This window comes from Chryseobacterium carnipullorum (assembly GCF_003815695.1).
Lineage (GTDB): Bacteria > Bacteroidota > Bacteroidia > Flavobacteriales > Weeksellaceae > Chryseobacterium > Chryseobacterium carnipullorum.
Map to the genome: position 1 here is coordinate 5,136,236 of NZ_CP033920.1, position 21,932 is coordinate 5,158,167.

Below are 21,932 nucleotides of genomic sequence, written 5' to 3' on the forward strand. Positions count from 1 at the left end.
TTTCATATTATTAAAAACTGATCATCAGTGGGTAAAAAAAATAGCAGCCTTTCAGCTGCTATTCTATATAATAATACGGTCAATAAAATTTTATTTCTTAATGGCCTTGATCGTTTGTTTTGATCCGTCTTTCAAGTTAAGCGTTACCAGATACAATCCTTGTTTAAGATCTCCCAACTGAAGAGTTGAAGAAGGGTTATCGATGGTTTTTACAAGTCTTCCGGCAAGATCAACAATTGATACTGATTTTACTTTAGAGATATCAGAGATATTCAAGACTTCTGCAAAAGGATTTGGATACGCTTTGATCTCATTTTTAGCTGCAGAAACTTCTGAAGTTGCTAGAAGTGATGAATCGTAAGCTGAAATACGGAACGTACCGTCTGTACCTCCTCCTGAGCTTGAGTATCTCCATACACTAGCGTATAAAGTTGCACCAGGTGTCTGTCCTGTTAAAGAAACCTTAGAGAAGTTATCATTACCATTATCATCATCACAAGCGATAGAAGTAGTACTTGTACAGTCTGCAAAAACTGAAAGTACGGTATCTGTTAAAGCTGTACCTGTAGCAGTATCTGTTTCAATAGTGACATTACCGGAAGCGGGAACCACTACTTTATACCATACATTTCCTGCCACATTTGTTGGCGCTAAAAGACAGCTGGCAGCTAATGCAGGAGTATTAGTAGAACCTACAGTTGTTCCATTTACTACATTTTGAGCAAATGTTCCTCCAACCACTAGATTTACAGCAGAAGAACAGTTATCATTTGCAGGCGGAACAGCCAATGTTGTGAAAGATCCGGATACCCAAGCACTTTGTGTTCCGGCACACATAGATCTTACCCAATAGTAATAAGTCGTTAGAGGCTGCAGAGGAGTCAGAATCTGGCTAGTAGCTGTAGTAGCTGTTCCTGACGTAGGAGCTGTATTAGTTGTTGAAAAATAATACTGATATCCATTTGCTGGAGCAGTCGCCGGAGCTGTCCAGGAAATTGTAGCAGAAGAATCGGTAACCAGTGAAATGTTTGGATTTACAGGAGCATCACAAGCAGGAATAGATTCTACCACAAAATTATCAACAAAGAATTCATAATCAGGAGTATCATCAACTGTACCATCGCTTCCATAGATAGCAAACATAGTATTAGCCCCTAAGTAATTCGCTAAATCGAAAACATAAGTGTTTGAAGTATTGCTAGGTGCGTTATTGACATCCCAAGTTTTTAACACGCTCCATGTAGTTCCTCCATCTGTAGAAACAACAAGCTGCACCACATCATCAGAACCCATAGGACTGGCAGTTGTCGCATTATAGGTAGTTACACCATAATCAAATTTAACTCTATAACCACCAGCAGATAAATTGAAAGCCGGAGATTTCAACCATCCTTGTCTTCCTGTGGTATAAAGATTAATTTTAGCAGCACCGGTGCTTCCTACGTTTAAGAATCCATCGGCAACCCAGTAGTTTGTAGTACCTGTACCCGGTCCTGTTGCAGGTGTTCCGCCATTAGCCAGTCCCCAACATGTGCCAGGGAGATTCGAAAAATTATTTGTATAACCAGGTGTTATCACACCGCATACTGTTGTAAAGTTTCTTACGGTACATGATGAAGAAGTTACCCCAGCATTATAAGAATTTACAGTATAGTAATAGGTCGTCGAGGTATTTAGAGGAGTAGGTAAAGTGTAAGTGGTCACATTACCAACATCTGCATTGTTTAATACGTCTGTTCCTCCGGATGTAGTTCCTATAGTAATTCTATAACCAGTTGCGTCCGCATTGGCTGCCCATGTAAACGTAGGGGTCACAGGAACATTAACTGCTGAAGAAGCAGGAGCAGATACTACCGGACAAAATGTTTTCGTTGTAAATGATGGCCCTGCAACCCAGAGACCTTGATCAGAACTGCTGCAACGGGATCTTACCCACACATAATAGGTGGTAAGCGGTGCAAGGTTTATCAATGTAGCAGTGGTACCTGTAGCACCCACTACATTAGGGGTACTTGCACTTGTAGGAGCTGTATTGGTTGTACTATAATAAATATCATATGCAGGGGCAGGATTTGCCATCGTCCAGCTTACAGATTCTGTTGTAGCTGTTGAAGTACCCACCGTAACTGTATCCGGCATTAAACACGTAAGTGCATTAATATTTACATTATCAACATAGATATCATCACTTCCATTATCACCTGTCGCAAGGAATCTTACAACAGCAGTTGCACTGGTGGTTCCTAAGTCAACGTATTTGGTAGACCATGAAGCAGAAACTCCGTAAGTGGATCCTACACTGTTAAATGTAACTCCTCCATCAGTAGAAATTTGTATTTTTAGATTATCGGTTCCGGTTGGATTAATATAATCAAAATTTAAAATTCTGCTTCCTGCACCAGTGGATAAATTAACATATAAATCCATATACCCGGATGCATTCACAGTATTGTATGAATGAAATCTTGCAGTCGTTGCTACAGCAGGCGCTGAAACGGTATTGCTTCCCCCTGTGCCAGACCATCCTGAAGCACTTGAAAACCCTGAAAGAGAAATATCACTTGCTCTCCATGAGTTATCGCCTCTTGCAGGCCATGTTCTCCAATTAGCTGCATTGGGCAGATCTCCCGTTGAGTTACCATTTGCCCATGTTCCAAAACTTTCAGTGAAAGGTAATGTTGCATAAGCAGGAGCTGTAGAAAGCCATGTTCCGGGAGTAAATGTAAAGGTAAGACCGGAAGCTGGAACAGTAACTCCGTTAGTACTTCCTAAAGTACAGGTGGATGTTGTTGATGTCCCGATCCCTGTGGCGGTCCAGTCAGTCCCGGTTCTATTATTCATATCTGAACTTTCAGACCCTCTGATCCCTACTTGACCGGTTAAAGTAGCAGTTCCGGAAACACAGTTACCATATACAATATTAACGGTATTTGATGTTAAATCAAGCTGTATCTGGAAATTAATAAGCTGTGCAGCAGCAGCCGTATTACCTTGTAAATCTGTAAACTGAACAACAAATTTCGATCCTACTGTTTCATATGAAATTTCAGACGTTGTCGTACTTGCATGTCTAAGGTTCGCTGCAAAACCAGCAAATGCTCCTTCATAAGGAGTGGTGGTATCCGTAGAAAGGCCTGAATAGGTAGCTGCCAAAGCAGGTGTACCAAGTGTTATAAAACCATTATTGCTAATGTAAATGCTCGAATAAGATTTACCATTATACTTAAAAGCTGATGGTAAGTTAATCGCTGCAGACACAGCATCTGTTCCTAATGTTGCGCCGGATTGCCAAATAGTTCGACCAGCTGATAGCGGAGTATAGGTTCCACTATTCTGCGCAAATCCATACCCGTTATTGGTATTTGGATTAGTAGCCTGTGGTGGACCTACCTGTGCATAAGCTCCCATACTCATGGAAACTAAGCACGAAAGTAGAAGTTTTTTCATACGTAGTAAAAATAAATTAGAGGGTAAAAGTAAACAAATATTCTATTGAAAATCAAAAATTATCATAAAATATTAACAATAAAATCACAAAACAATCCATTGTTTACATAAAATCAAATATGTGTTTAATTTTAATATTAAATCAACAATACCAGAAAAATATATAAAGCATTAATATTCAATACATTAATATGAAATAAAAAGTCACTAAAAATAGATTAATTTTCAATTTAACATAAAAAAAAATAATATTTTTTCACTTGACAACGACTTAATATTTACATAAAAAAAGCGGCAAAATGCCGCTTTTATACTTTAGTATGTCCTGATTCTTAATTCAGATAGAATTCATATTTATTTAAGAGTTGTATTTCTTTAATGAGATCTCCGTTGAGATCAACGGAATGTTTCATAGACTGAACTTCAATCTGAGAATCATCTTCTATATTTTTAATAAAGAATTTAAGTTTTTGGTTTCCTTTATTACGATCCAGAACAGTACGGAAAAAGTCCAGATCTTCGGCGCGTACATCCATGACATCCATCACCAGAGAGATGCTTTTTGCGAATCTTTCAAAAGCTTCCTGAAGTTCAATAACGTCATTTACATTCACAAAGACTCTTCCGTCCTTAACCTGTGCAAACTTTATTTTGAAGATCACAAATCTCTGAACCTCCAGTTTTTCTTTCAGCCGCATATAATCACGGTCTCCCAACCTGAAAGAATAAGACCCGGAATAATCTTCCAGTGTAACGAAAGCTACTTTCTCCCCACTTCTGAAACCATCCTGAACCCTATATTCAGTGATCAGTCCGGCCACGGTATATTCTTTTCCGCCTCCCCCATTTTCTCTTTCTTTCTGAAGGGTCTTCCAGTCTTTCTTTTTTTCTTCAAACAATTCTTCCTGTTTATTGGCAAAAGCCTGCTCTTTATAAGCATCCACCTCATCGAGATTTAAAAACATAAAATTCCCTTTCGGTTCAGCTTTTTTCGTAACCTCTTCTATGATTTCTTCTTCACCTACAGACATTTCATCAGAAACAATTTCGATAAGATCTACCGTTTCATCCTGAGAATCCTTTTCTAAAATCGGAACTTCATCAGTCACCAGCTTTTCCTCTTCGTCCTTTTCCAGTACAGACTTCTTGGACAATTGTCCCTGCATAAACTGAAAATGATACTTGAATTCATCCAGCGGATGCGCAGAAAGATAGAATCCAATAATTTCTTTTTCTTTGTTAAGTTTATGCATATTCGGCCATTCCGGACAAGGTGGCAATTTAGGTTGCTCAATCTGTACCTCATCGGCAAAATCAGCAAAGAGCGAGTGCTCCATTTCGTTTTTACTTTCCTGAAAACTCTGTCCGTATCTGATCAGCCTTTCAAGATTGGTTTTTCCAGCCATATCAATATCAAAATACTGACCTCTGTGATAAGAACCTAATTCATCGAAAGCACCAGCCAAAACTAAACTTTCCGCTACTCTTTTATTCATTTGAGAAGGCAGTATTCTTTCGAAGAAATCATAGATATTTTTGAATCTTCCATTAGCACGTTCTCTTGTAATCGCCTCACTTGGTCCTTCACCAATTCCTTTAATGGCTCCTAAGCCGAAACGAATCTGTCCTTTTTCGTTTACGGAGAATTTATACTGAGATTCGTTAACATCCGGTCCTAAAACATCTACTCCAATACTTTTACAATCTTCCATGAACAGGGTGATAGAATCAGTATTGTTAATGTTATTACTCATTACACTCGCCATATATTCTGCCGGAAAATTAGCTTTAAGATATGCCGTGTGGTAAGCAATTAGCGCATAGCATGTAGAGTGAGATTTATTGAAGGCATATTCTGCAAAGGCTTTCCAGTCGTTCCATATTTTTTCTAACCGTTCTTCATTAAGATTGTTTTTCCGTCCTCCTTCGATGAATTTCGGATACATTTTATTCAGAACGTCAATCTGCTTTTTACCCATTGCCTTTCTCAGCGTATCGGCTTCACCTTTGGTAAAGTTGGCCAGCTTCTGGGACAAAAGCATCACCTGCTCCTGATAAACGGTAATCCCGTAAGTCTCTTTTAAGTATTCTTCTGTCTCCGGTAAATCGTAAACAATTTCTTCAATCCCGTGCTTTCTGTTGATAAAGTTCGGGATATACTTGATGGGTCCCGGACGATATAGTGCGTTCATGGCAATAAGATCGGCAAAAACCGTAGGTTTAAGCTCTCTCATGTATTTCTGCATTCCCGGACTTTCATACTGGAAAATCCCGATCGTCCGCCCCTCTTTAAATAACTGATAGGTTTTCGCATCATCCAGCGGAATTTCATCCGGATCAAGATCTATATTATGTCTTTGTTTGACCAGCTTCATGGCATCTTTAATAATGGTGAGGGTACGCAGACCCAGGAAGTCCATTTTCAGAAGCCCGGCACTTTCCGCCACCGAGTTGTCAAACTGTGAGACCAGAATATCGGCATCTTTCGCTGCAATGGTTATGGGAACAAGATTACTTACATCCTCAGGCGTAATGATTACCCCACAGGCATGGATTCCTGTATTTCTGATACATCCTTCCATTTTCTTGGCACTTGCCAGTACGTCGAAACGAGGATCATCCGGGTTACTCAGCACCATTCTCATTTCATCCACAAGCATCTGATCTTCAGGCTTCAGTTTATCGTATTTAGCCAAAGCTTTGGCAATATTCATTCCCGGACTGGGAGGAATAAGTTTAGCGATATTATTGGTATCAGGAATGGGAAGATCCAGTACTCGGCCTGCATCTTTAATGGCAGATTTACCACCTAAAACAGAGTATGTAATGATCTGTGCTACCTGGCTTTGTCCGTACTTTTCGATTACCCATTTAATCACCCTGTCCCGTCCTTCATCATCAAAGTCAATATCAATATCGGGCATTGAAACCCTTTCAGGATTCAGGAATCTCTCAAAAAGGAGATCATACTTAATAGGGTCAACATTGGTAATCCCAATACAGTAGGCTACCGCAGAACCTGCAGCGGAACCCCTTCCAGGCCCTACCCAAACGCCCATATTCCGGGCTTCGTTACAGAAATCCTGTACAATAAGGAAATATCCCGGATAACCGGTATTGGCAATTACATCAAGCTCAAAGTCAAGACGTTCTTTAATTTCATCTGTAATTCCTGTATCTGCATATCGTTTTCTGGCCCCTTCATAAGTCAGATGAGTAAGATAAGCCATCTCGCCTCTTTTGCCTCCATCTTCAGCATCTTCAACATGAATGAATTCTTCCGGAATATCAAACTTAGGAAGAAGAACATCCCTTTTTAATGTATACGGGCTGAATTTGCCCAGAAATTCTTCATAAGCTTCGAAAGCATCCGGATAAGCCAGAAATGCTTCTTTGATCTCATCACTGTTTTTAATATAATACTCTCCCGTCGTCAATCCTCTTCGTTTTCCAAAACCTTTGCCGACAGGGGTCGTTAATTTTTCACCATCTTTGATACAACTTACAATATCCTGAATATTGGCGTCATCTTTATGGGTATAAAAAGTTTCATTCTGAGCAAGAATCTTCGTATTGTATTTATCTGCCAGATACAGCAAAACTTCATTCAGGTGTTCTTCTTCAGGCAACTTGTGGTTTTGAAGCTGTACATAAAAATCGTCTCCGAAAGTGTCTTTCCACCATTTAAAAAGTTCTTCCCCTTTTTGCTCCCCCGTATTAAGAATAGCATCCGGGATGTCTCCAAGAATTCCCGAAGTTACCGCAATAAGACCTTCTTTATACTCAGCGATAAGCTCTCTGCTGATCCTTGGTACTCCAAAGTAGAAACCTTTTAAGAATCCTATACTGGATAGTTTTGCCAGATTTTTATATCCGTTAAAATCTTTTGCCAAAAGAACCATCTGAGTTCTTCTGTCCGGATCATCTTTGGTAAACTGCTTCTGCTCGTAACGTTCTGATATGTAAAATTCACAGCCTACAATCGGAATCAGAGGCTCTGAAACAGGTTCTTCTTCTGTAAACTCCGTTCCGTTTTCTTCAGCCTCCTGCTTTCTGGCAAGGAACTCTTTATGCTTTTTTGAGCGGTCAGAATTGGCAGATTCCACTGCCGAAACGAATTTAAAAGCTCCCATCATATTCCCGATATCCACCATTCCTACAGCAGGAAAGTTTTCATCGGAAGCTTTTTTGATCAGATCATTAATGCTGGATGTCGCCATCAGGGTAGAAAAAACACTGTGACTGTTAAAATTGAAATATTTTCCGATATCAACTTCGTCAATATTCCCGGTATCCGCTTGTTTTTTCTTGTTATTAAAATCCGCAACCTGTCTTCTGATAACAATATTAAAGGGCTTTATCGGGTCAGGATAAAGGGTCTTAAAATAGGCCAGCTGATCTTCGGAAATCTTCAGTACTTCGGCAGGAATAACTCCTATCCTCATCATTTCAAAGAATACCCTTGCAGTTGCATTAACGTCGGCAGCAGCATTGTGAGCTTCGTCAAATTTGTGACCGTAAAGCTTCTCGTACAACTCTTCCAGTTTGGGAGATTTATATCTACCTCCTCTTCCACCGCCAAGTTTACAGTAGTCCGTTCCTAAAACCATGGTATCGGCTTTAGGTTTATCCTGAAGATTGTCTTTTAAATTTTTTCTATAAAGCTCTGCTCCAACAATATTATAATCAAATTCTACGTTGTGTCCGGAAACTACCCTTACCCTGTCCAGAACTTTAGAAAATTCTTCTAAAACCTCCTGAAGATCGCGTCCTTCTTCATTGGCTATTTTGGTGGTAATCCCGTGAATTCTTGCCGCATTAAAGGGAATATCATACCCTTCAGGCTTTATTATATAATCCTGATTTTCAATTAAATTACCTTCATCATCGTGCACCTGCCACGCAATCTGAACCATTCTTGGCCAGTTGTCTGAGTCTGAAAGGGGTGCATTGAAATTTTTAGGTAAACCGGTTGTTTCTGTGTCAAAAATTAAATACATATAAGTTTCTAACTTTTTTAAAAAAGAGAATGTAAAGTTACTTCATTTTTTTCAGATTATTACTCTATAAAGGAGAACTCTGCACACTTATTAATCTTCTGTAAGAAAAGAACTATTTTACTAGTACTTATCAACAGATAACCGTTACTGAAAACAGATTTCTCATAAAACACTAACGCTTGTTAGTATTTTGTTTTTTTGTGTATATTTGCTTCCTATGGAAAATACACTTCACGAAAAAGTTTCTCAGGATATTTTGCTTAAAGCGTACAATCACATGATGCTGGCTAAAGCGATGGCGGATATCTATGAAGAAAACAGAAACATCTGTAAATATGTTCATAGTACTTCAAGAGGTCACGAAGCCATTCAGCTGGCCACTGCCTATCAGCTTAAAAAAGAAGACTGGGTTTCTCCTTACTACAGAGACGAAAGTATTCTTTTGGGTATCGGTTTTGAACCTTATGAATTGATGCTTCAGCTGCTGGCAAAAGCAGAGGATCCTTTTTCAGGTGGAAGATCGTATTATTCTCACCCTTCCAGCCGTGATGAAAACAAACCTAAAATCATCCATCAGAGTTCTGCTACAGGAATGCAGACCATCCCAACTACAGGGGTTGCGCAGGGCATAAAATATATTCAGGATTTCAATTTAGAGACTTTTGAAAATAATCCTGTCGTGGTATGCAGTCTTGGAGACAACTCTGTAACAGAAGGTGAAGTAAGTGAGGCATTACAGTTTGCTGCTCTTCATCAGCTTCCGATTCTATTTCTTGTACAGGATAATGAATGGGGAATTTCTGTAACCAAAGAAGAAGCAAGAACCTGTGATGCTTATGATTTCGTGGCAGGATTTACAGGTCTTAGCAGAATGCGTGTAGACGGAACTGATTTCGTAGAAAGTTTCGAGGCGATGAAAAAGGCTGTAGATTTCGTAAGAAACGAAAGAAAACCAATAGTCGTTTGTGCTAAAACGGTCCTTATCGGTCATCATACATCAGGGGTAAGAAGAGAATTCTATAGAGACGAAGAAGATTTAACAAAACATAGGGCTAAAGATCCGGGTGAGATCCTTAGAAAACAATTGCTGGAATCAGGCACGGATGAAGATCTGCTAAAACAGATCACTAAAAAAGCCCGCCTTGAAGCTGAAGAAGCTTTTGAAAGAGCACAAAATGCTGAAGATCCAAAACCAGAAACTGTGATGCAGCATGTTTTTGCGCCTACTCCGATTACGGAAGAAACGGGAACACGCGAACCTGCAGGTGGTGAAAAGATTGTCATGGTAGACGCTGCTATCCATGCGGTTCAGGAACTGATGTGGAAGCATCCTGAAGCTCTTCTTTACGGGCAGGATGTGGGAGAAAGAATCGGAGGTGTTTTCAGAGAGACGGTTACTTTAGGAAAAAAATTCGGAAGCAAGAGAGTTTTCAATACCGCTATTCAGGAGGCCTATATCATTGGGTCAACGGCCGGGATGAGTGCTGTAGGATTAAAACCTATCGTAGAAGTTCAGTTTGCCGATTACATTTATCCTGGAATCAACCAGCTGATCACTGAAATCTCAAAATCAAGTTATTTAAGTCAGGGAAAATTTCCTGTAAGTAATATCATCCGTGTACCAATTGGTGCTTACGGAGGTGGAGGACCTTACCACAGTGGAAGTGTGGAAAGTATTTTAGCCAATATTAAAGGGATTAAAATTGCTTACCCTAGCAACGCTGCCGATTTCAAAGGTTTATTAAAGGCCGCCTATTATGATCCGAACCCTGTGATTATGCTTGAGCACAAAGGTTTATACTGGAGTAAAGTTCCGGGAACTGAAGATGCTAAAACCATTGAACCAGCAGAAGATTATATCCTTCCTTTTGGAAAAGGCAAGGTGATCATTGAAGCTGACCAAGATGAAACTGAAAAAGGAAGAACTCTACTGGTTGTCACGTACGGAATGGGAGTTTACTGGGCAAAGGAGGCAGTTAAGAATTTTAACGGAAGAGTGGAAGTGATCGATCTGAGAACGCTGATTCCTCTTGATGAAGAACTTGTTTTTGAAAGGGTAAAAGAACACGGGAAATGCATCGTTCTGACAGAAGAACAACTGAATAATTCATTTGCTGAGGCGTTTGCACACCGTATTTCGAAAAACTGCTTCAGGTATCTGGATGCCTCGGTAGAAACAATGGGATCTCTGGATGTTCCGGCTGTTCCTATTAATTTAGTGCTGGAAAAAGAAATGCTTCCCAATGCTGAAAAACTAAGCAAAAAAATTGAAGAAATGCTGAACTATTAATCAGCTTTAAAAATATTATATAAACCTCTAATTTTTTAGAGGTTTTTTTTATTACATTTAATAAGCATTAGAATATATCATTTTGGTATTTCTTTTGTTTATATGCACACGAAATTTCACACAGCATTATGATCACCACAAAATACGTCAACTACAAACAGGTTTTAAACTTATCCGGTATTCATTTAATCTGGATTTCGATCTGGTGTACCTTAATTACCACACTTTTTTATTTTTTTAACTGGGACTGGATGATCATTCCGTGGGTTCCTGTCGCGCTGATTGGTACAGCAGAGGCTTTTTTGGTGGGTTTTAAAAACAATCAGGCGTATGACAGATTATGGGAAGCCCGAAAAATATGGGGTGGAATCGTGAACTCAAGCCGTTCTTTTGCTTCCATGGTGTATGCTTTTGATACTGAACAGGAAGAAATGGGAGCTTTTGAACTGGAAGATCGCAGGAAAAGAATTGTTTACCGTCATATCGCATGGCTTTATGCTTTCCGTGAACAGCTTCTGGTTCCTGCAGAATGGGAACACATCAGCAATGAAGAGGATAAGTTTCAAAGTATTGACCTCAAACGTCACAGACTGATCAAAGCAGGTTTTCCTGATTATGGAAGAACGCCTATCTTTTTACATAAATACCTTTCCGAAGAAGAGCTTGAACTGCAATCGGAATATAAAAATTTCGCCACTTATCTGATCTCAAAGCAAGCCAAAGAGATCAATGAATTAAAAAATAAAAAGATCATTTCAGAATTTAATCAGGTACAGCTTCAAAATGCCTTAAACGAGTTCTACAATTATCAGGGACAAGCCGAAAGAATTAAAAAATTCCCTTCCCCAAGACAGTTTGCGAGTACAGCATTTGTATTCAATATCCTTTTTATTCTTTTACTTCCGCTGGGTTTGGTGAATGAATTTGCCAAATTGGGGGATTGGGGAATCTGGACTTCCATTCCTTTCTGTATCATTATCGGATGGATCTATATTATTATGGAACTGGTGGGTGATTATTCAGAAAATCCTTTTGGAGGATTAATGTTTGACGTCCCGATGCTTTCTATTTGCAGAGCTATAGAAATTGATCTTCTACAAATGGGAGGAGAAACAGATCTTCCGGATCCTATTTCATCCAAAAACGGAGTTTTAGTATAAATCTAAAGGACAATAGCCGTTGTATTTTTCACTTCAGAGATCATAAAAGAGCTGTGAGTACTTGCTATGTGCTGAAGTGCCGTTAATTTACTCAGCATAAAATTCCGGTAGTCCTCCATGTCTTTCACTCCAATTTTAAGAATATAGTCGTAATCACCGCTTACATGGAAGCATTCCGTAACTTCCTGCAGGCTCATGACTTCCCTTTCAAACTGCAACACAAATTCTTTTTTGTGCTGTGTCAGTTTGATATGGCATAAAACTATAAAATCGCGATTGATCTTATGCCGGTCAAGCAATGCCACATATCTTGATATCACCCCCAGATTTTCAAGCTTTTTTATTCTTTCATACACAGCAGTTACCGACAATCCAAGCTTGTAGGACAGTTCTTTAGTGGTTTGTTTGCAGTCTTCCTGCAGAAATAGGAGCAGTTTTTTATCAGTTTCATCAAAATTCATAGATGTTTTTTTGGCAAAAGTTTAACAAAAGCAAATATAGCAAACATATTTTCTATTAGAATAACCAAATATAGATTTATATTCTGTAAATTTAAATATCTCTTGTAATAATTATGAAAACAGATCATATTTAAGCCGATAAATAAAATCTAAGCTTATGGAAAATTTTAATGCGGCTAATGAGATCCAGGATCTGCAATATTTTGGTGAATTCGGAGGAGTAAACCCATCGATTTCAGATAGTTCTACGTACACATTCCTTTCAGCAAAAACGATGTTCGACACCTTTGAAGGAAATGCTGAAGGATGTTATTTATATTCCAGACATTCATCACCGATGAATCTTTACCTTGCTCAGGCATTGGCCAAAATGGAGAATACTGAAGCGGCCAATGTTACCGCATCTGGTATGGGTGCCATTACCTCTGTTTTAATGCAGGTATGTAAAAGTGGTGACCATATTATTTCCAGCAGAACCATCTATGGTGGAACCTATGCGTTTCTTAAAAATTTCCTTCCTCCTTTTCATATTGACACTACTTTTGTAGATATAAGCAATTTTGAATCTATAGAAAATGCTATAACACCCAATACTAAAGTTATTTACTGCGAAAGTGTAAGCAATCCGCTTCTTGAAGTGGCAGACCTTAGAAAACTTTCTGAAATCTGTAAAAAACATAATTTAAAACTGATTGTAGATAATACTTTCTCTCCTCTTTCTGTTTCACCGACCTTATTAGGTGCCGATATCGTCATTCATAGTTTAACCAAATTCATTAACGGAAGCAGTGACACGGTAGGTGGCGTATATTGTGGAACTCAGGAATTCATCAATGATACGAAGAATGTCAACAACGGAGCTTGTATGCTGCTGGGTCCCACCATGGACAGTTTCCGTTCTGCAAGCATTTTAAAGAACCTGAGAACACTTCACATCCGAATGAAACAGCACAGCCACAATGCGATGTATCTTGCTGAAAGGTTTGAAAAAGATGGTCTTAAAGTTTCTTATCCGGGACTGAAATCCCACAAGGACCATGAACTGATGAAAAGCATGATGTATGAGGAATATGGATATGGAGGACTTCTTACCGTAGATGCAGGTACAACTGACAAAGCAAATGAGCTGATGGAAATGATGCAGCGTGAAAACTTAGGGTATCTGGCTGTAAGTTTAGGATTCTACAAAACTTTATTTTCATGCTCGGGAAGTTCCACTTCATCGGAGATTCCGGAAGAAGAGCGTGAAGCGATGGGCATATCGGATGGATTGATCAGATTCTCAATCGGTCTGGACCATGATATCGCCAGAACTTATGAAAAAATGCGGGAATGTATGCTAAAAACAGGCGTTCTCAACCATGAAACTCTATACATATCCTAATTTATTGTTATAAAAGCTGCCGGAATTTCTGACAGCTTTTATTTTTTAATCTATTTTTTATGGAAATGCTTAGGGAAGGCATCTTCAGGTTTCATTCTTAAGATATTCAGAAGAACCCATGATTTAAGAAAACCATACCCGTAAGAAAACATTTGAATGTAGGTAGAGATCACTGCCATTCCGGCGATGCTGATATTCTTTGTCACCATCATCGCGTGAAATAATACCATAAAAGTATATAATCCGTAAAAAGCTAGAATAATTCCTCTTCCCAGAATAAAATATTCGGCAAAACCAAGAATATAACCTAACATAAACAGGGTAGGAAATGCAAATGAGATCTTGACATAATTGGGATGCCGCTGATTAAGAATCGGTCTTGCACATCCAAACTGATACACCTGCTTAGAAAATTTCCCCAGGTCTACCCTTCTCTTATGATACACAGCGATATCATCAAAAAATGCAGTGTTAAAACCATTTTCCCAAAGCGTCATTGATAAATCCGGATCTTCTCCGATTCTCATTTCTGAAAAACCACCCACCTTTTCAAAAACAGCTTTATTGACCCCCATATTAAAACTTCTCGGCTGAAATCGGGATACAGCTTTTTTACTTCCCCTGATACCACCTGTCGTAAAAACAGAGGTCATTGAATAGGAAATGGCTTTCTGCATCAGATTAAAACCTTTGTGAGCTTTATCTGCTCCTCCGAAAGCATCACACGGAATGGTCCCGACATCTCTTTTGATATTCTCGATATAATCTTTTTCAACGATCACGTCGCTGTCTACAAAAACTAACCATTCATTCTTGGCTCTCCTGGCACCATAATTCCGGCTCAATCCAGGTCCTGAATTGTCTTTTCTGAAATATTCAATATCTAATATTTCCTCAAAATTCTGAATGGTCGGCTTAAGATCAATCAGAGAACCATCATCCACAATAATAACTTCAAACTCTTTATCTGTCTGAAAAGTCAACGAATTCAGCAGTTCAAAAAGTTCATCTTTTCGGTTGAAAATAGCAACAATGATGGAAATAGTAGGTTTCAAATTGAAAATTTTTCAAAATTACTTATTCGCTGATGAACCCGCAAACGGTTTGCGATAGATTATCGAAAATTTTCTTTGTCTAAAAAGTTTAAAGAAAATGCGCAAATAAGGGCTTATTATTGACTGAATTTTGGTAATTTCGACATATAATCAACAGATTAACATTCAACACACGTATAGTTTTAATAAAAATTCACAATCTATGAAAGCAAATTTAGCAGCAATTTCATTAGTCTTCAGTTTTCTCTCGTATGCACAGGTTGGCGTAGGAACCAATAATCCTAACGGAGCTTTTCACGTAGACGGTAATAAAGATAATGCAGCCTCTCCCACAGCAGCTCAAACAGCCAATGACTTTATTGTTACCAGTACCGGCTCTGCCGCTTTGGGAACTATCAATTTAGATTCGTCTGCCAAATTTCAGATCGATGCTACCAACAAAGGAATGCTTATTCCACGCGTCATTCTGACAGCACCTAATGACGGCACCACCATTCCATCTCCGGCCAAAGGTCTTATTGTATATAACACCAATGTTACCACCAACATGGAAGAAGGTTTCTATACCAACTACGGAACTCCTGCTGCACCTCAGTGGATTACGTATCAGCAACGGGACAAGACCGCCTGGAAACTCGACAATGTGTTTGATGTTACAGCCACCGCACCTATCGATCAGGTCGTAACAGCGACAACTTCGGTGAACAATATTAATTTAGGATTAAGTGTCACCATAACTATTCCCGCTTTCACACAGGCAAAACTGGTAACAACCTATAGTGTTCCTATGGGTACAACAACCGTATCTACGAATTTCGGCGGATACTTTGGAATCAGATTTTTAAAGAATGGAACAGAACTTCCCGCAGGTTCAAGAAAATATACGGTTCCTGCAGTTTCGACTAATGCCAGTTCAAGAATGGCTTCTGTAAATGCTACTGTAGGTGATACGGTTATCAACAATACAGCGTCACCAGTCAATATAACTTATGCTTTAAATGGCTATGTAGAACCCACTGCAGATACTTCAACCATAAGATTCAATATGTGGTCTACGGTAGATCCGAATTTCAATTGGGGAAGAGGATATATGTCTGTACAGATGTTTACAAAGACGACATTATAGATTTGTGGTGATAAGATATAAAAAAGTTCATAAGCTCCTTTAAAAGGGAGCTTTTATTTTTAAATTAAAATGGTAAGCAAAAGTACTGACGTGTACGATTACTCCTAGATAAACAAGCCGGATTTAAAGTAAACGCACAATGTGAGAGAAATAAAAAACAAGATGACAGATCCACTGAAAAACAAAAGCTTGAAAAGGCTTTTAAAATAATAAAGCTCCATAATATACAGCAGAAAGAACAGCACCCCTGAAATGGCTATCCCTATCAGAGAAGCTACCCCTAAAGTCTGTGTATAATGTTCCGCAGGCAATGGGTCCTTAAACACAAAAAAAAGCAAAACCGAGGAGACCGCTAAAAAAGCAAAACTTACCTTTTCAGTAAAATATTTCGATTTTTTCTTTTTTATTTTTCTGTCACCATAGTTCAGGTCCGCAGAAGATGAGCCGTTGGGAAGAAGATCCAGCAGATTGAAGACATTTCCTAAAATTTCGAGAAGTTCCCAGGCCATATTTTTAATTTGAGTTTAAACAAAAATAAAAAAACCTTCCGTAACGGGAAGGTTTCTATTTGAAAATTATTCTTTTTCGATTTTATGAAGCTTTTTCGTGCCCTCGTACATTTCATACTGTAAAAATCTCGTTTCCAGCTTTCCGTTGAAAAGTTTGATCTTTCTTGAAGGACGTAGCCCAATTTTCTTCACAGCCTCCAGATCAGAGGAGATCAGCCAGGCTAATGTATTAGGATAGTTGGTCTTGAATGTATCCCCTATCTTTTTGTAAAAATCCTCATCGTTAATGGATATTCTCTCATCATAAGGCGGATTGAAAACCATTAATAGCGGGAAAAGCTCTTTTTTGGATTCAAAGAAATCTTTTGTTTTCAATTCGATCACATCTTCCATTTCTGCCGCTTCGATATTCGTTCTGGCAGCATAGAGCATACCGCTGTCAATATCATACCCAACGATCTTTCCTGTAAATTCTCTTACTCTGTTTATCCTAACTTCTTTGATTTTTGAAAAAAGATCTGCATCATAATTTGCCCAGTTCTGGAAAGCAAATCTTCTTCTGAAAATCTGTGCCGGAAGATCCATTGCAATCATAGCAGCCTCAATAAGAAGAGTTCCTGAACCGCACATCGGATCAAGGAAGTTTCCTTTTCCATCCCAGCCAGCCAGCTGAAGCATTCCGCTTGCCAATACTTCATTGATAGGTGCCTCACCCTGATCTTTTCTATATCCTCTCTTAAACAGAGGATCTCCGGAAGAATCTAAAGAAATAGTCACTAATTCTCTGTCAATATGAAGATGGAATTTGATATCAGGACTTTTCGTTTCTACATCAGGACGTCTGTGAAATTTATCCTGAAAATAATCAACAATAGCATCCTTCATCTTTAAAGTTACGAACTGCGAATGCTTGAATGTTTCAGAATTTACAGTAGAATCAATGGCGAAAGACTGATCTACACTCATATAATCTTCCCATGCAATGGCAGAAAGTTTGTTGTAAAACTGATGTTGGTTAAATGCTTTAAATTCAAAAACAGGAATTAATATTTTTAATGCTGTTCTTGCAGAGTAGTTAATTTTATAAAGAAAACCAAGGTCGCCTTCACAATTGACTGCCCGGTTTTTAATTTCAACGTTCTTTCCGCCTAATTTTTTGATTTCTTCAGCAAGAATCTGCTCCAGTCCGAAGAATGTCTTTATCTGAATCTTTAGATTTTCTGTGTCCATAAATTATAATTAAAAGATTTAACAACTTAATAACTAAAAGATTATATATTCAATTTTACAATAAATTGAATTTTTCGATCTCTCAATATTTAAATACATTGCTTTTAACCGCACAAATTTAGTTATTTTTGCATTATGGAATGGTTTGAATCTTGGTTTGATACACCTTATTATCATCTTCTTTATAGTAACAGAGACTATACGGAAGCCGAAAATTTCATTACGAAGCTTACTGAAGACCTTCAGTTACCGCCTTCATCCAAGATTATTGATCTGGCATGTGGAAAAGGAAGACACTCTGTTTTTTTGAATAAATTGGGATACGATGTATTGGGACTTGATCTTTCCAGACAAAGTATTGAATTCGACAAACAGTTTGAAACCCAAACGCTTCTTTTCAATGTTCACGATATGCGAAACCCGATTGATGCAGATCCTATGGATGCTGTGTTCAACCTATTTACAAGTTTCGGATACTTTGATAACGAAAGCGATGATAAAAAAGTATTTCAGTCGGTTTATAATGCTCTTAAACCGGGAGGATATTTTGTTCTCGATTATCTGAATGAAGAATTTGTAAGAAAAAATATAGTGCCGGAAACCACTATAACCCGTGGTGATATCGACTTTAAGATCCTGAAAAAGATTGAAGGCAGACATATTATCAAGGATATTCGTTTTGAAACGGAGGGAAAATCTTTTCATTTCTTTGAAAAAGTAAAACTTCATACTTTGGAAACTATTCATTCCTATGCAACTGACTGCGGTTTTGAAAGAGTGAAAATCTGGGGTGATTATCAACTGAATGAATTTGACCGTGAGGTTTCACCACGCTGTATCAATTTATTTAAGAAAAAGGCATGATAACAGTCGTTTTACTGATATTAAGCGTTATTACAGGAGTTTTTCTCGGTAAGCATTTCGGAAAAAAAGAAAAGCTGGCCAAGAATCTACTGGTCCTTAGTGCCGGATTTCTGATTACCATCTGCCTTAATGAAGTTTTCCCACAGGTCTATACTTCCGAAGCAGGAAGCAGCCTGGGAATTTTCGTGATCGCCGGTGTTCTTCTTCAGATGATTCTTGAAGCTTTAACGAAAGGTTTCGAGCATGGACATTTTCACCATCACAGTGAAAATAACATTCTTCCTATGGCGTTGATGGTAGGCTTATTTATCCATGCTTTTATTGAAGGAATTCCTTTGGCTAATGAAAAGCAAGCATTATCACCCTATCTTTTGGGAATTGTATTTCACAATCTCCCTATTTCTTTTATTCTTGGAGCCTTTTTGTTCAACAGGAAAAATGAATCGAAAAGTTCACCTTATCCTTCTCTACTGATTGTTGCTCTTTTTGCTCTTGCTTCTCCGATGGGAATGCTGCTTGGAAACTATTTCAATCCTAATCTTCAGCCTTATTTTCTGGCTATCGTAGGGGGAATCTTCCTGCACATTTCTTCAGTGATTATTTTTGAAAGCAATAAGAATCATAATATCGACTGGGTAAAGATAGGACTTGTGATCCTGGGTGTTTCTTTAGCGCTGATCATGCATCTTTTCCATCATCATCCTGTGGCGGGACATTCTCATTAAATAGTTCAATTTAATTCAACGAAAATATAAAAGCTCCGGATCGTAAGATCCGGAGCCTCCATTTAATCACTCATTACACAATCTGGAATTAGAACTTCCAGCCGAATGTAATAAAGAAGTTATTTCTGTTGTTTTTTACCTCTGAAACGGCAAAGTAATCAGATGAAAGTATTCTGTCTGGAGAATAATAAGCTGTATCAGTAGCAGGATTTCCAGTTTCAATACCTCTTAAGAAAGGATTGCTATATTTAGAGGTGATATACTGATAAGATGCATCTACATAAAATGATTTGAAATCATATCCCAAACCTACTGAAGCAAGATTTCTGCTGTTAAGCATCATATTGCTGTAAGACTGGTCAGATGTAGAAGCATCAGGATTCACCTGACTTACTGTTAAAGCATCGAAAGGATTCGATACGTATGAATAACCTCCTCTCAATCTAAACTGGCTCACTCTGTATTCTGCCCCAATTCTTACTTCTGATACATTCTTATAGTTATCTTTGAAGAAGCTGTTCAGCTCGCTTTCAATCCCTGTAACGACTTTATATTTAGGTCTTGTTAACCCAAGTGTATAATCTACGTTCAATGAAAAGTTTTTACTGGCTACAAATGCAGCACTCACTGTCGCTTTCAGCGGTGTAGTAAGATCTCTTGCTTCTGTACCTGTACCGTCTCCAAAGTCCGGATCATTATAGAATCTGTAATCTCTGTCTATACGCCAGAATGTAGGCGTTTCGATAGCACCCCCAATTCTGAAGTTAGGACTTAGCTTCCCAATCACCCCTAAAGAGGCAGAAAAACCTGAAGATCTTTCAAACAAAGGTGTATTCTGTCTGTCAAAATATTCCATAGATCCGTCAGACAATGATTTAAAAGCTGCGGTATCATACTGATCAATAGATGCATTGAAGAAATTCAATCCTGCTCCAATGTAGAGATTATGATTGTAGTTTGCCCCTACCCCAAAACTTGTCTTAGAAAGGTTTCCGTATCGGTTGTAAGCATGACCTGCAAATGACGCACTCTTGTCAGTGAAATCCTTGATTACATCATTACTTCCCGGAGATTCTACATAATTATCAAGAGACTGATTGGAATAATTAATACCAATATTAATAAATTTCCATCCGGTTTCTGTCATTAAAGGGAAAGACATTACTGCTCCTACATTTCCGAGGTCTGTATTGGTTTTACTGTAATCAACAGTAGATCCGGCCCATGTACTTTTATTTTTATTTCCTGCGATAGACAACGTTCCGGAAACTTCTCCGGAAATGGCAACACCCAAACCTGCAGGGTTCGTAAGCAGTGAGTTGGCATCACCTCCTAATGCTCCGTTAGCTCCAGCCATTGCATTAAATTTCGACGAACCCACCATTGGAGTACTGGAATAAACATCTACAGTATTTCTTAATATAGAAACATCCTGAGCCTGCGCAAAAAATGCTGCAGAAACACTCATTAATACTAAAGATTTTTTTAACATTATTTTTTTAATAGTTAGTTATTAAGTTTGAAATTATCTACCGCCTCTGAAGCCGCCGCCTCCGCCGCCACTTCTGAAACCGCCACCACCACCGGAAGAACCGCCGCCTCTAAAACCACCGCCGGAAGAACCGCCATTAGATCTGAAGCCACCTCCATCATTGGATCTGAAACCTCCGTTGTTATAGTTAGGCTGAGAATTGTAATTAGGTCTTGGCTGAGAATCTGAATTTCGGAATCCACCAGACTGTGGCTGATTTCTGTAACCTCCATTCATATTTCCTTGTCTGAAACCTCCATTATTTGAACCATTGGTTCTATATCCGCTATTGGAACCGTTTCTGAAACCACCGTTGGTACTTCCGTTTCTGAAGCCTCCGTTATTATTTTGAAAACCGTTTCCGTTACTGCTTCTGAAGCCACCATTGCTGGTATTTGTTCTGTACACTGCATTAGTCAAGCCAGGATTACTGAATCCTCCGCCACTGCTTCTTCTGTAAATAGGTCTGTAGCTGTTACCCCAGTAGCCGCCATTCCAGCCCCAATATGGGTTACCGTAACCTCCTCCCCAGAATGGATCGTAATATCCACCCCAATAAGGAGAATATCCATATCCCCAGTAAGGACTTCCCCAGCCCATAGAGCCTCCCCAGCCCCAGCCGAATGATCCACCCCAGCCAAATGATCCGCCCCAACCGAATGATGCACCCCAGCCCCAGCCACGGTTCATCCCCCAATAAGGACTATAACCACCATACCATCCCCAAGGAGATCCCCAGGAATTGTCGTAAAAATTGGTCTGAGCTCCTGCAAAAGCACCCCAGTCTGAGTCGGTAGCATTGGTATTCCAGTTATTGTCACTCCATGTACTGTATTTGTTTTCCTGCTCTTTGGAATTTGCCTGTGCATTCTGTATTACATTAGAGTCCTGATAGTAATCATAGTTTTCTCCAACTCTGTTTCCGCCATTATTGATGATCACCCCTTCTGGCAGCGTATCTTTATTAGGGTCGTAGTATACCCCATCTGTCTCTGTATATCCTCCCATCTGGACGCCACAAGACATCAGCAGCAATCCACCTGATATTGCCAAAATCCCTTTGGACTTTAACAAACCGAGCAAATTTTTATGTATATTTTTTTTCATGATAACGTAAAGATTTTTAATTTAAATTATATTTGCAATCTGT

Annotated in this window: 14 protein-coding genes; 6 read left to right on the forward strand and 8 right to left on the reverse strand. The window is 38.8% G+C overall.

The window, feature by feature from the left end:
* Window positions 1-90 precede the first annotated feature (90 nt).
* Together EG346_RS23250 and dnaE are read right to left on the reverse strand one after the other, a co-directional pair.
* A complete protein-coding gene (locus EG346_RS23250) occupies window positions 91-3,447 on the reverse strand; it encodes an NIDO-like domain-containing protein (RefSeq protein WP_123882177.1) in 3,357 nt (1,118 codons plus the stop codon).
* 332 nt (window positions 3,448-3,779) lie between these two features.
* Window positions 3,780-8,447 carry a DNA polymerase III subunit alpha gene (gene dnaE / locus EG346_RS23255; RefSeq protein WP_123882180.1) on the reverse strand — a complete coding sequence of 1,556 codons (4,668 nt, stop codon included), beginning with the start codon at window positions 8,445-8,447 and terminating at the stop codon, window positions 3,780-3,782.
* A 217-nt stretch (window positions 8,448-8,664) separates the two neighbouring features.
* Between dnaE and EG346_RS23260 the strand changes: the two genes are divergently transcribed.
* Window positions 8,665-10,737 carry an alpha-ketoacid dehydrogenase subunit alpha/beta gene (locus EG346_RS23260; protein WP_123882183.1) on the forward strand — a complete coding sequence of 691 codons (2,073 nt, stop codon included), beginning with the start codon at window positions 8,665-8,667 and terminating at the stop codon, window positions 10,735-10,737.
* A 128-nt stretch (window positions 10,738-10,865) separates the two neighbouring features.
* Complete coding sequence (locus tag EG346_RS23265) at window positions 10,866-11,897, forward strand: bestrophin family protein (protein WP_073336763.1); 1,032 nt, start codon at window positions 10,866-10,868, stop codon at window positions 11,895-11,897.
* A 2-nt stretch (window positions 11,898-11,899) separates the two neighbouring features.
* On the opposite strand, the gene EG346_RS23270 is transcribed toward EG346_RS23265, so the two are convergent.
* Window positions 11,900-12,358, reverse strand: a complete 459-nt coding sequence (locus EG346_RS23270) for an Lrp/AsnC family transcriptional regulator (protein ID WP_073336765.1) — start codon at window positions 12,356-12,358, stop codon at window positions 11,900-11,902.
* A 157-nt stretch (window positions 12,359-12,515) separates the two neighbouring features.
* Between EG346_RS23270 and EG346_RS23275 the strand changes: the two genes are divergently transcribed.
* Window positions 12,516-13,742, forward strand: a complete 1,227-nt coding sequence (locus EG346_RS23275; protein WP_073336767.1) for an aminotransferase class I/II-fold pyridoxal phosphate-dependent enzyme — start codon at window positions 12,516-12,518, stop codon at window positions 13,740-13,742.
* 50 nt (window positions 13,743-13,792) lie between these two features.
* Here the strand turns inward: EG346_RS23275 and EG346_RS23280 are convergent, their stop codons facing one another.
* On the reverse strand, window positions 13,793-14,797 hold the full coding sequence (locus EG346_RS23280) for a glycosyltransferase family 2 protein (RefSeq protein WP_123882186.1): 1,005 nt from the start codon (window positions 14,795-14,797) through the stop codon (window positions 13,793-13,795).
* A gap of 202 nt (window positions 14,798-14,999) precedes the next feature.
* Here EG346_RS23280 and EG346_RS23285 point away from each other — a divergent pair, with 202 nt between their 5' ends.
* The gene (locus EG346_RS23285) at window positions 15,000-15,923 is read left to right on the forward strand and encodes a phage tail-like protein (RefSeq protein WP_073336771.1); all 924 of its coding nucleotides are present in this window, start codon (window positions 15,000-15,002) and stop codon (window positions 15,921-15,923) included.
* Window positions 15,924-16,027: 104 nt separating this feature from the next.
* Here EG346_RS23285 and EG346_RS23290 read toward each other — a convergent pair whose 3' ends face one another.
* Together EG346_RS23290 and EG346_RS23295 are read right to left on the reverse strand one after the other, a co-directional pair.
* Complete coding sequence (locus EG346_RS23290) at window positions 16,028-16,432, reverse strand: branched-chain amino acid ABC transporter substrate-binding protein (protein ID WP_123882189.1); 405 nt, start codon at window positions 16,430-16,432, stop codon at window positions 16,028-16,030.
* A gap of 66 nt (window positions 16,433-16,498) precedes the next feature.
* On the reverse strand, window positions 16,499-17,662 hold the full coding sequence (locus EG346_RS23295; protein WP_073336773.1) for a THUMP domain-containing class I SAM-dependent RNA methyltransferase: 1,164 nt from the start codon (window positions 17,660-17,662) through the stop codon (window positions 16,499-16,501).
* Window positions 17,663-17,797: 135 nt separating this feature from the next.
* Between EG346_RS23295 and EG346_RS23300 the strand changes: the two genes are divergently transcribed.
* Both EG346_RS23300 and EG346_RS23305 read left to right on the forward strand, forming a co-directional pair.
* The gene (locus EG346_RS23300; protein ID WP_123882192.1) at window positions 17,798-18,526 is read left to right on the forward strand and encodes a class I SAM-dependent DNA methyltransferase; all 729 of its coding nucleotides are present in this window, start codon (window positions 17,798-17,800) and stop codon (window positions 18,524-18,526) included.
* Complete coding sequence (locus EG346_RS23305) at window positions 18,526-19,251, forward strand: ZIP family metal transporter (protein WP_073336791.1); 726 nt, start codon at window positions 18,526-18,528, stop codon at window positions 19,249-19,251. The genes EG346_RS23300 and EG346_RS23305 overlap by 1 nt, the downstream gene beginning before the upstream one ends.
* Before the next feature lie 88 nt (window positions 19,252-19,339).
* Here EG346_RS23305 and EG346_RS23310 read toward each other — a convergent pair whose 3' ends face one another.
* Both EG346_RS23310 and EG346_RS23315 read right to left on the reverse strand, forming a co-directional pair.
* On the reverse strand, window positions 19,340-20,719 hold the full coding sequence (locus EG346_RS23310) for an OmpP1/FadL family transporter (protein ID WP_228423876.1): 1,380 nt from the start codon (window positions 20,717-20,719) through the stop codon (window positions 19,340-19,342).
* A gap of 57 nt (window positions 20,720-20,776) precedes the next feature.
* Window positions 20,777-21,889 carry a prolyl-tRNA synthetase gene (locus EG346_RS23315; RefSeq protein ID WP_123882195.1) on the reverse strand — a complete coding sequence of 371 codons (1,113 nt, stop codon included), beginning with the start codon at window positions 21,887-21,889 and terminating at the stop codon, window positions 20,777-20,779.
* Window positions 21,890-21,932: the final 43 nt, after the last annotated feature.

Coding starts and splice junctions, on each gene's coding strand:
- EG346_RS23250 (WP_123882177.1), bottom strand. CDS start 3,447: ATGAAAAAACTTCTACTTTCGTGCTTAGTTTCCATGAGTATGGGAGCT.
- dnaE (WP_123882180.1), bottom strand. CDS start 8,447: ATGTATTTAATTTTTGACACAGAAACAACCGGTTTACCTAAAAATTTC.
- EG346_RS23260 (WP_123882183.1), top strand. CDS start 8,665: ATGGAAAATACACTTCACGAAAAAGTTTCTCAGGATATTTTGCTTAAA.
- EG346_RS23265 (WP_073336763.1), top strand. CDS start 10,866: ATGATCACCACAAAATACGTCAACTACAAACAGGTTTTAAACTTATCC.
- EG346_RS23270 (WP_073336765.1), bottom strand. CDS start 12,358: ATGAATTTTGATGAAACTGATAAAAAACTGCTCCTATTTCTGCAGGAA.
- EG346_RS23275 (WP_073336767.1), top strand. CDS start 12,516: ATGGAAAATTTTAATGCGGCTAATGAGATCCAGGATCTGCAATATTTT.
- EG346_RS23285 (WP_073336771.1), top strand. CDS start 15,000: ATGAAAGCAAATTTAGCAGCAATTTCATTAGTCTTCAGTTTTCTCTCG.
- EG346_RS23290 (WP_123882189.1), bottom strand. CDS start 16,432: ATGGCCTGGGAACTTCTCGAAATTTTAGGAAATGTCTTCAATCTGCTG.
- EG346_RS23295 (WP_073336773.1), bottom strand. CDS start 17,662: ATGGACACAGAAAATCTAAAGATTCAGATAAAGACATTCTTCGGACTG.
- EG346_RS23300 (WP_123882192.1), top strand. CDS start 17,798: ATGGAATGGTTTGAATCTTGGTTTGATACACCTTATTATCATCTTCTT.
- EG346_RS23310 (WP_228423876.1), bottom strand. CDS start 20,719: ATGAGTGTTTCTGCAGCATTTTTTGCGCAGGCTCAGGATGTTTCTATA.
- EG346_RS23315 (WP_123882195.1), bottom strand. CDS start 21,889: ATGAAAAAAAATATACATAAAAATTTGCTCGGTTTGTTAAAGTCCAAA.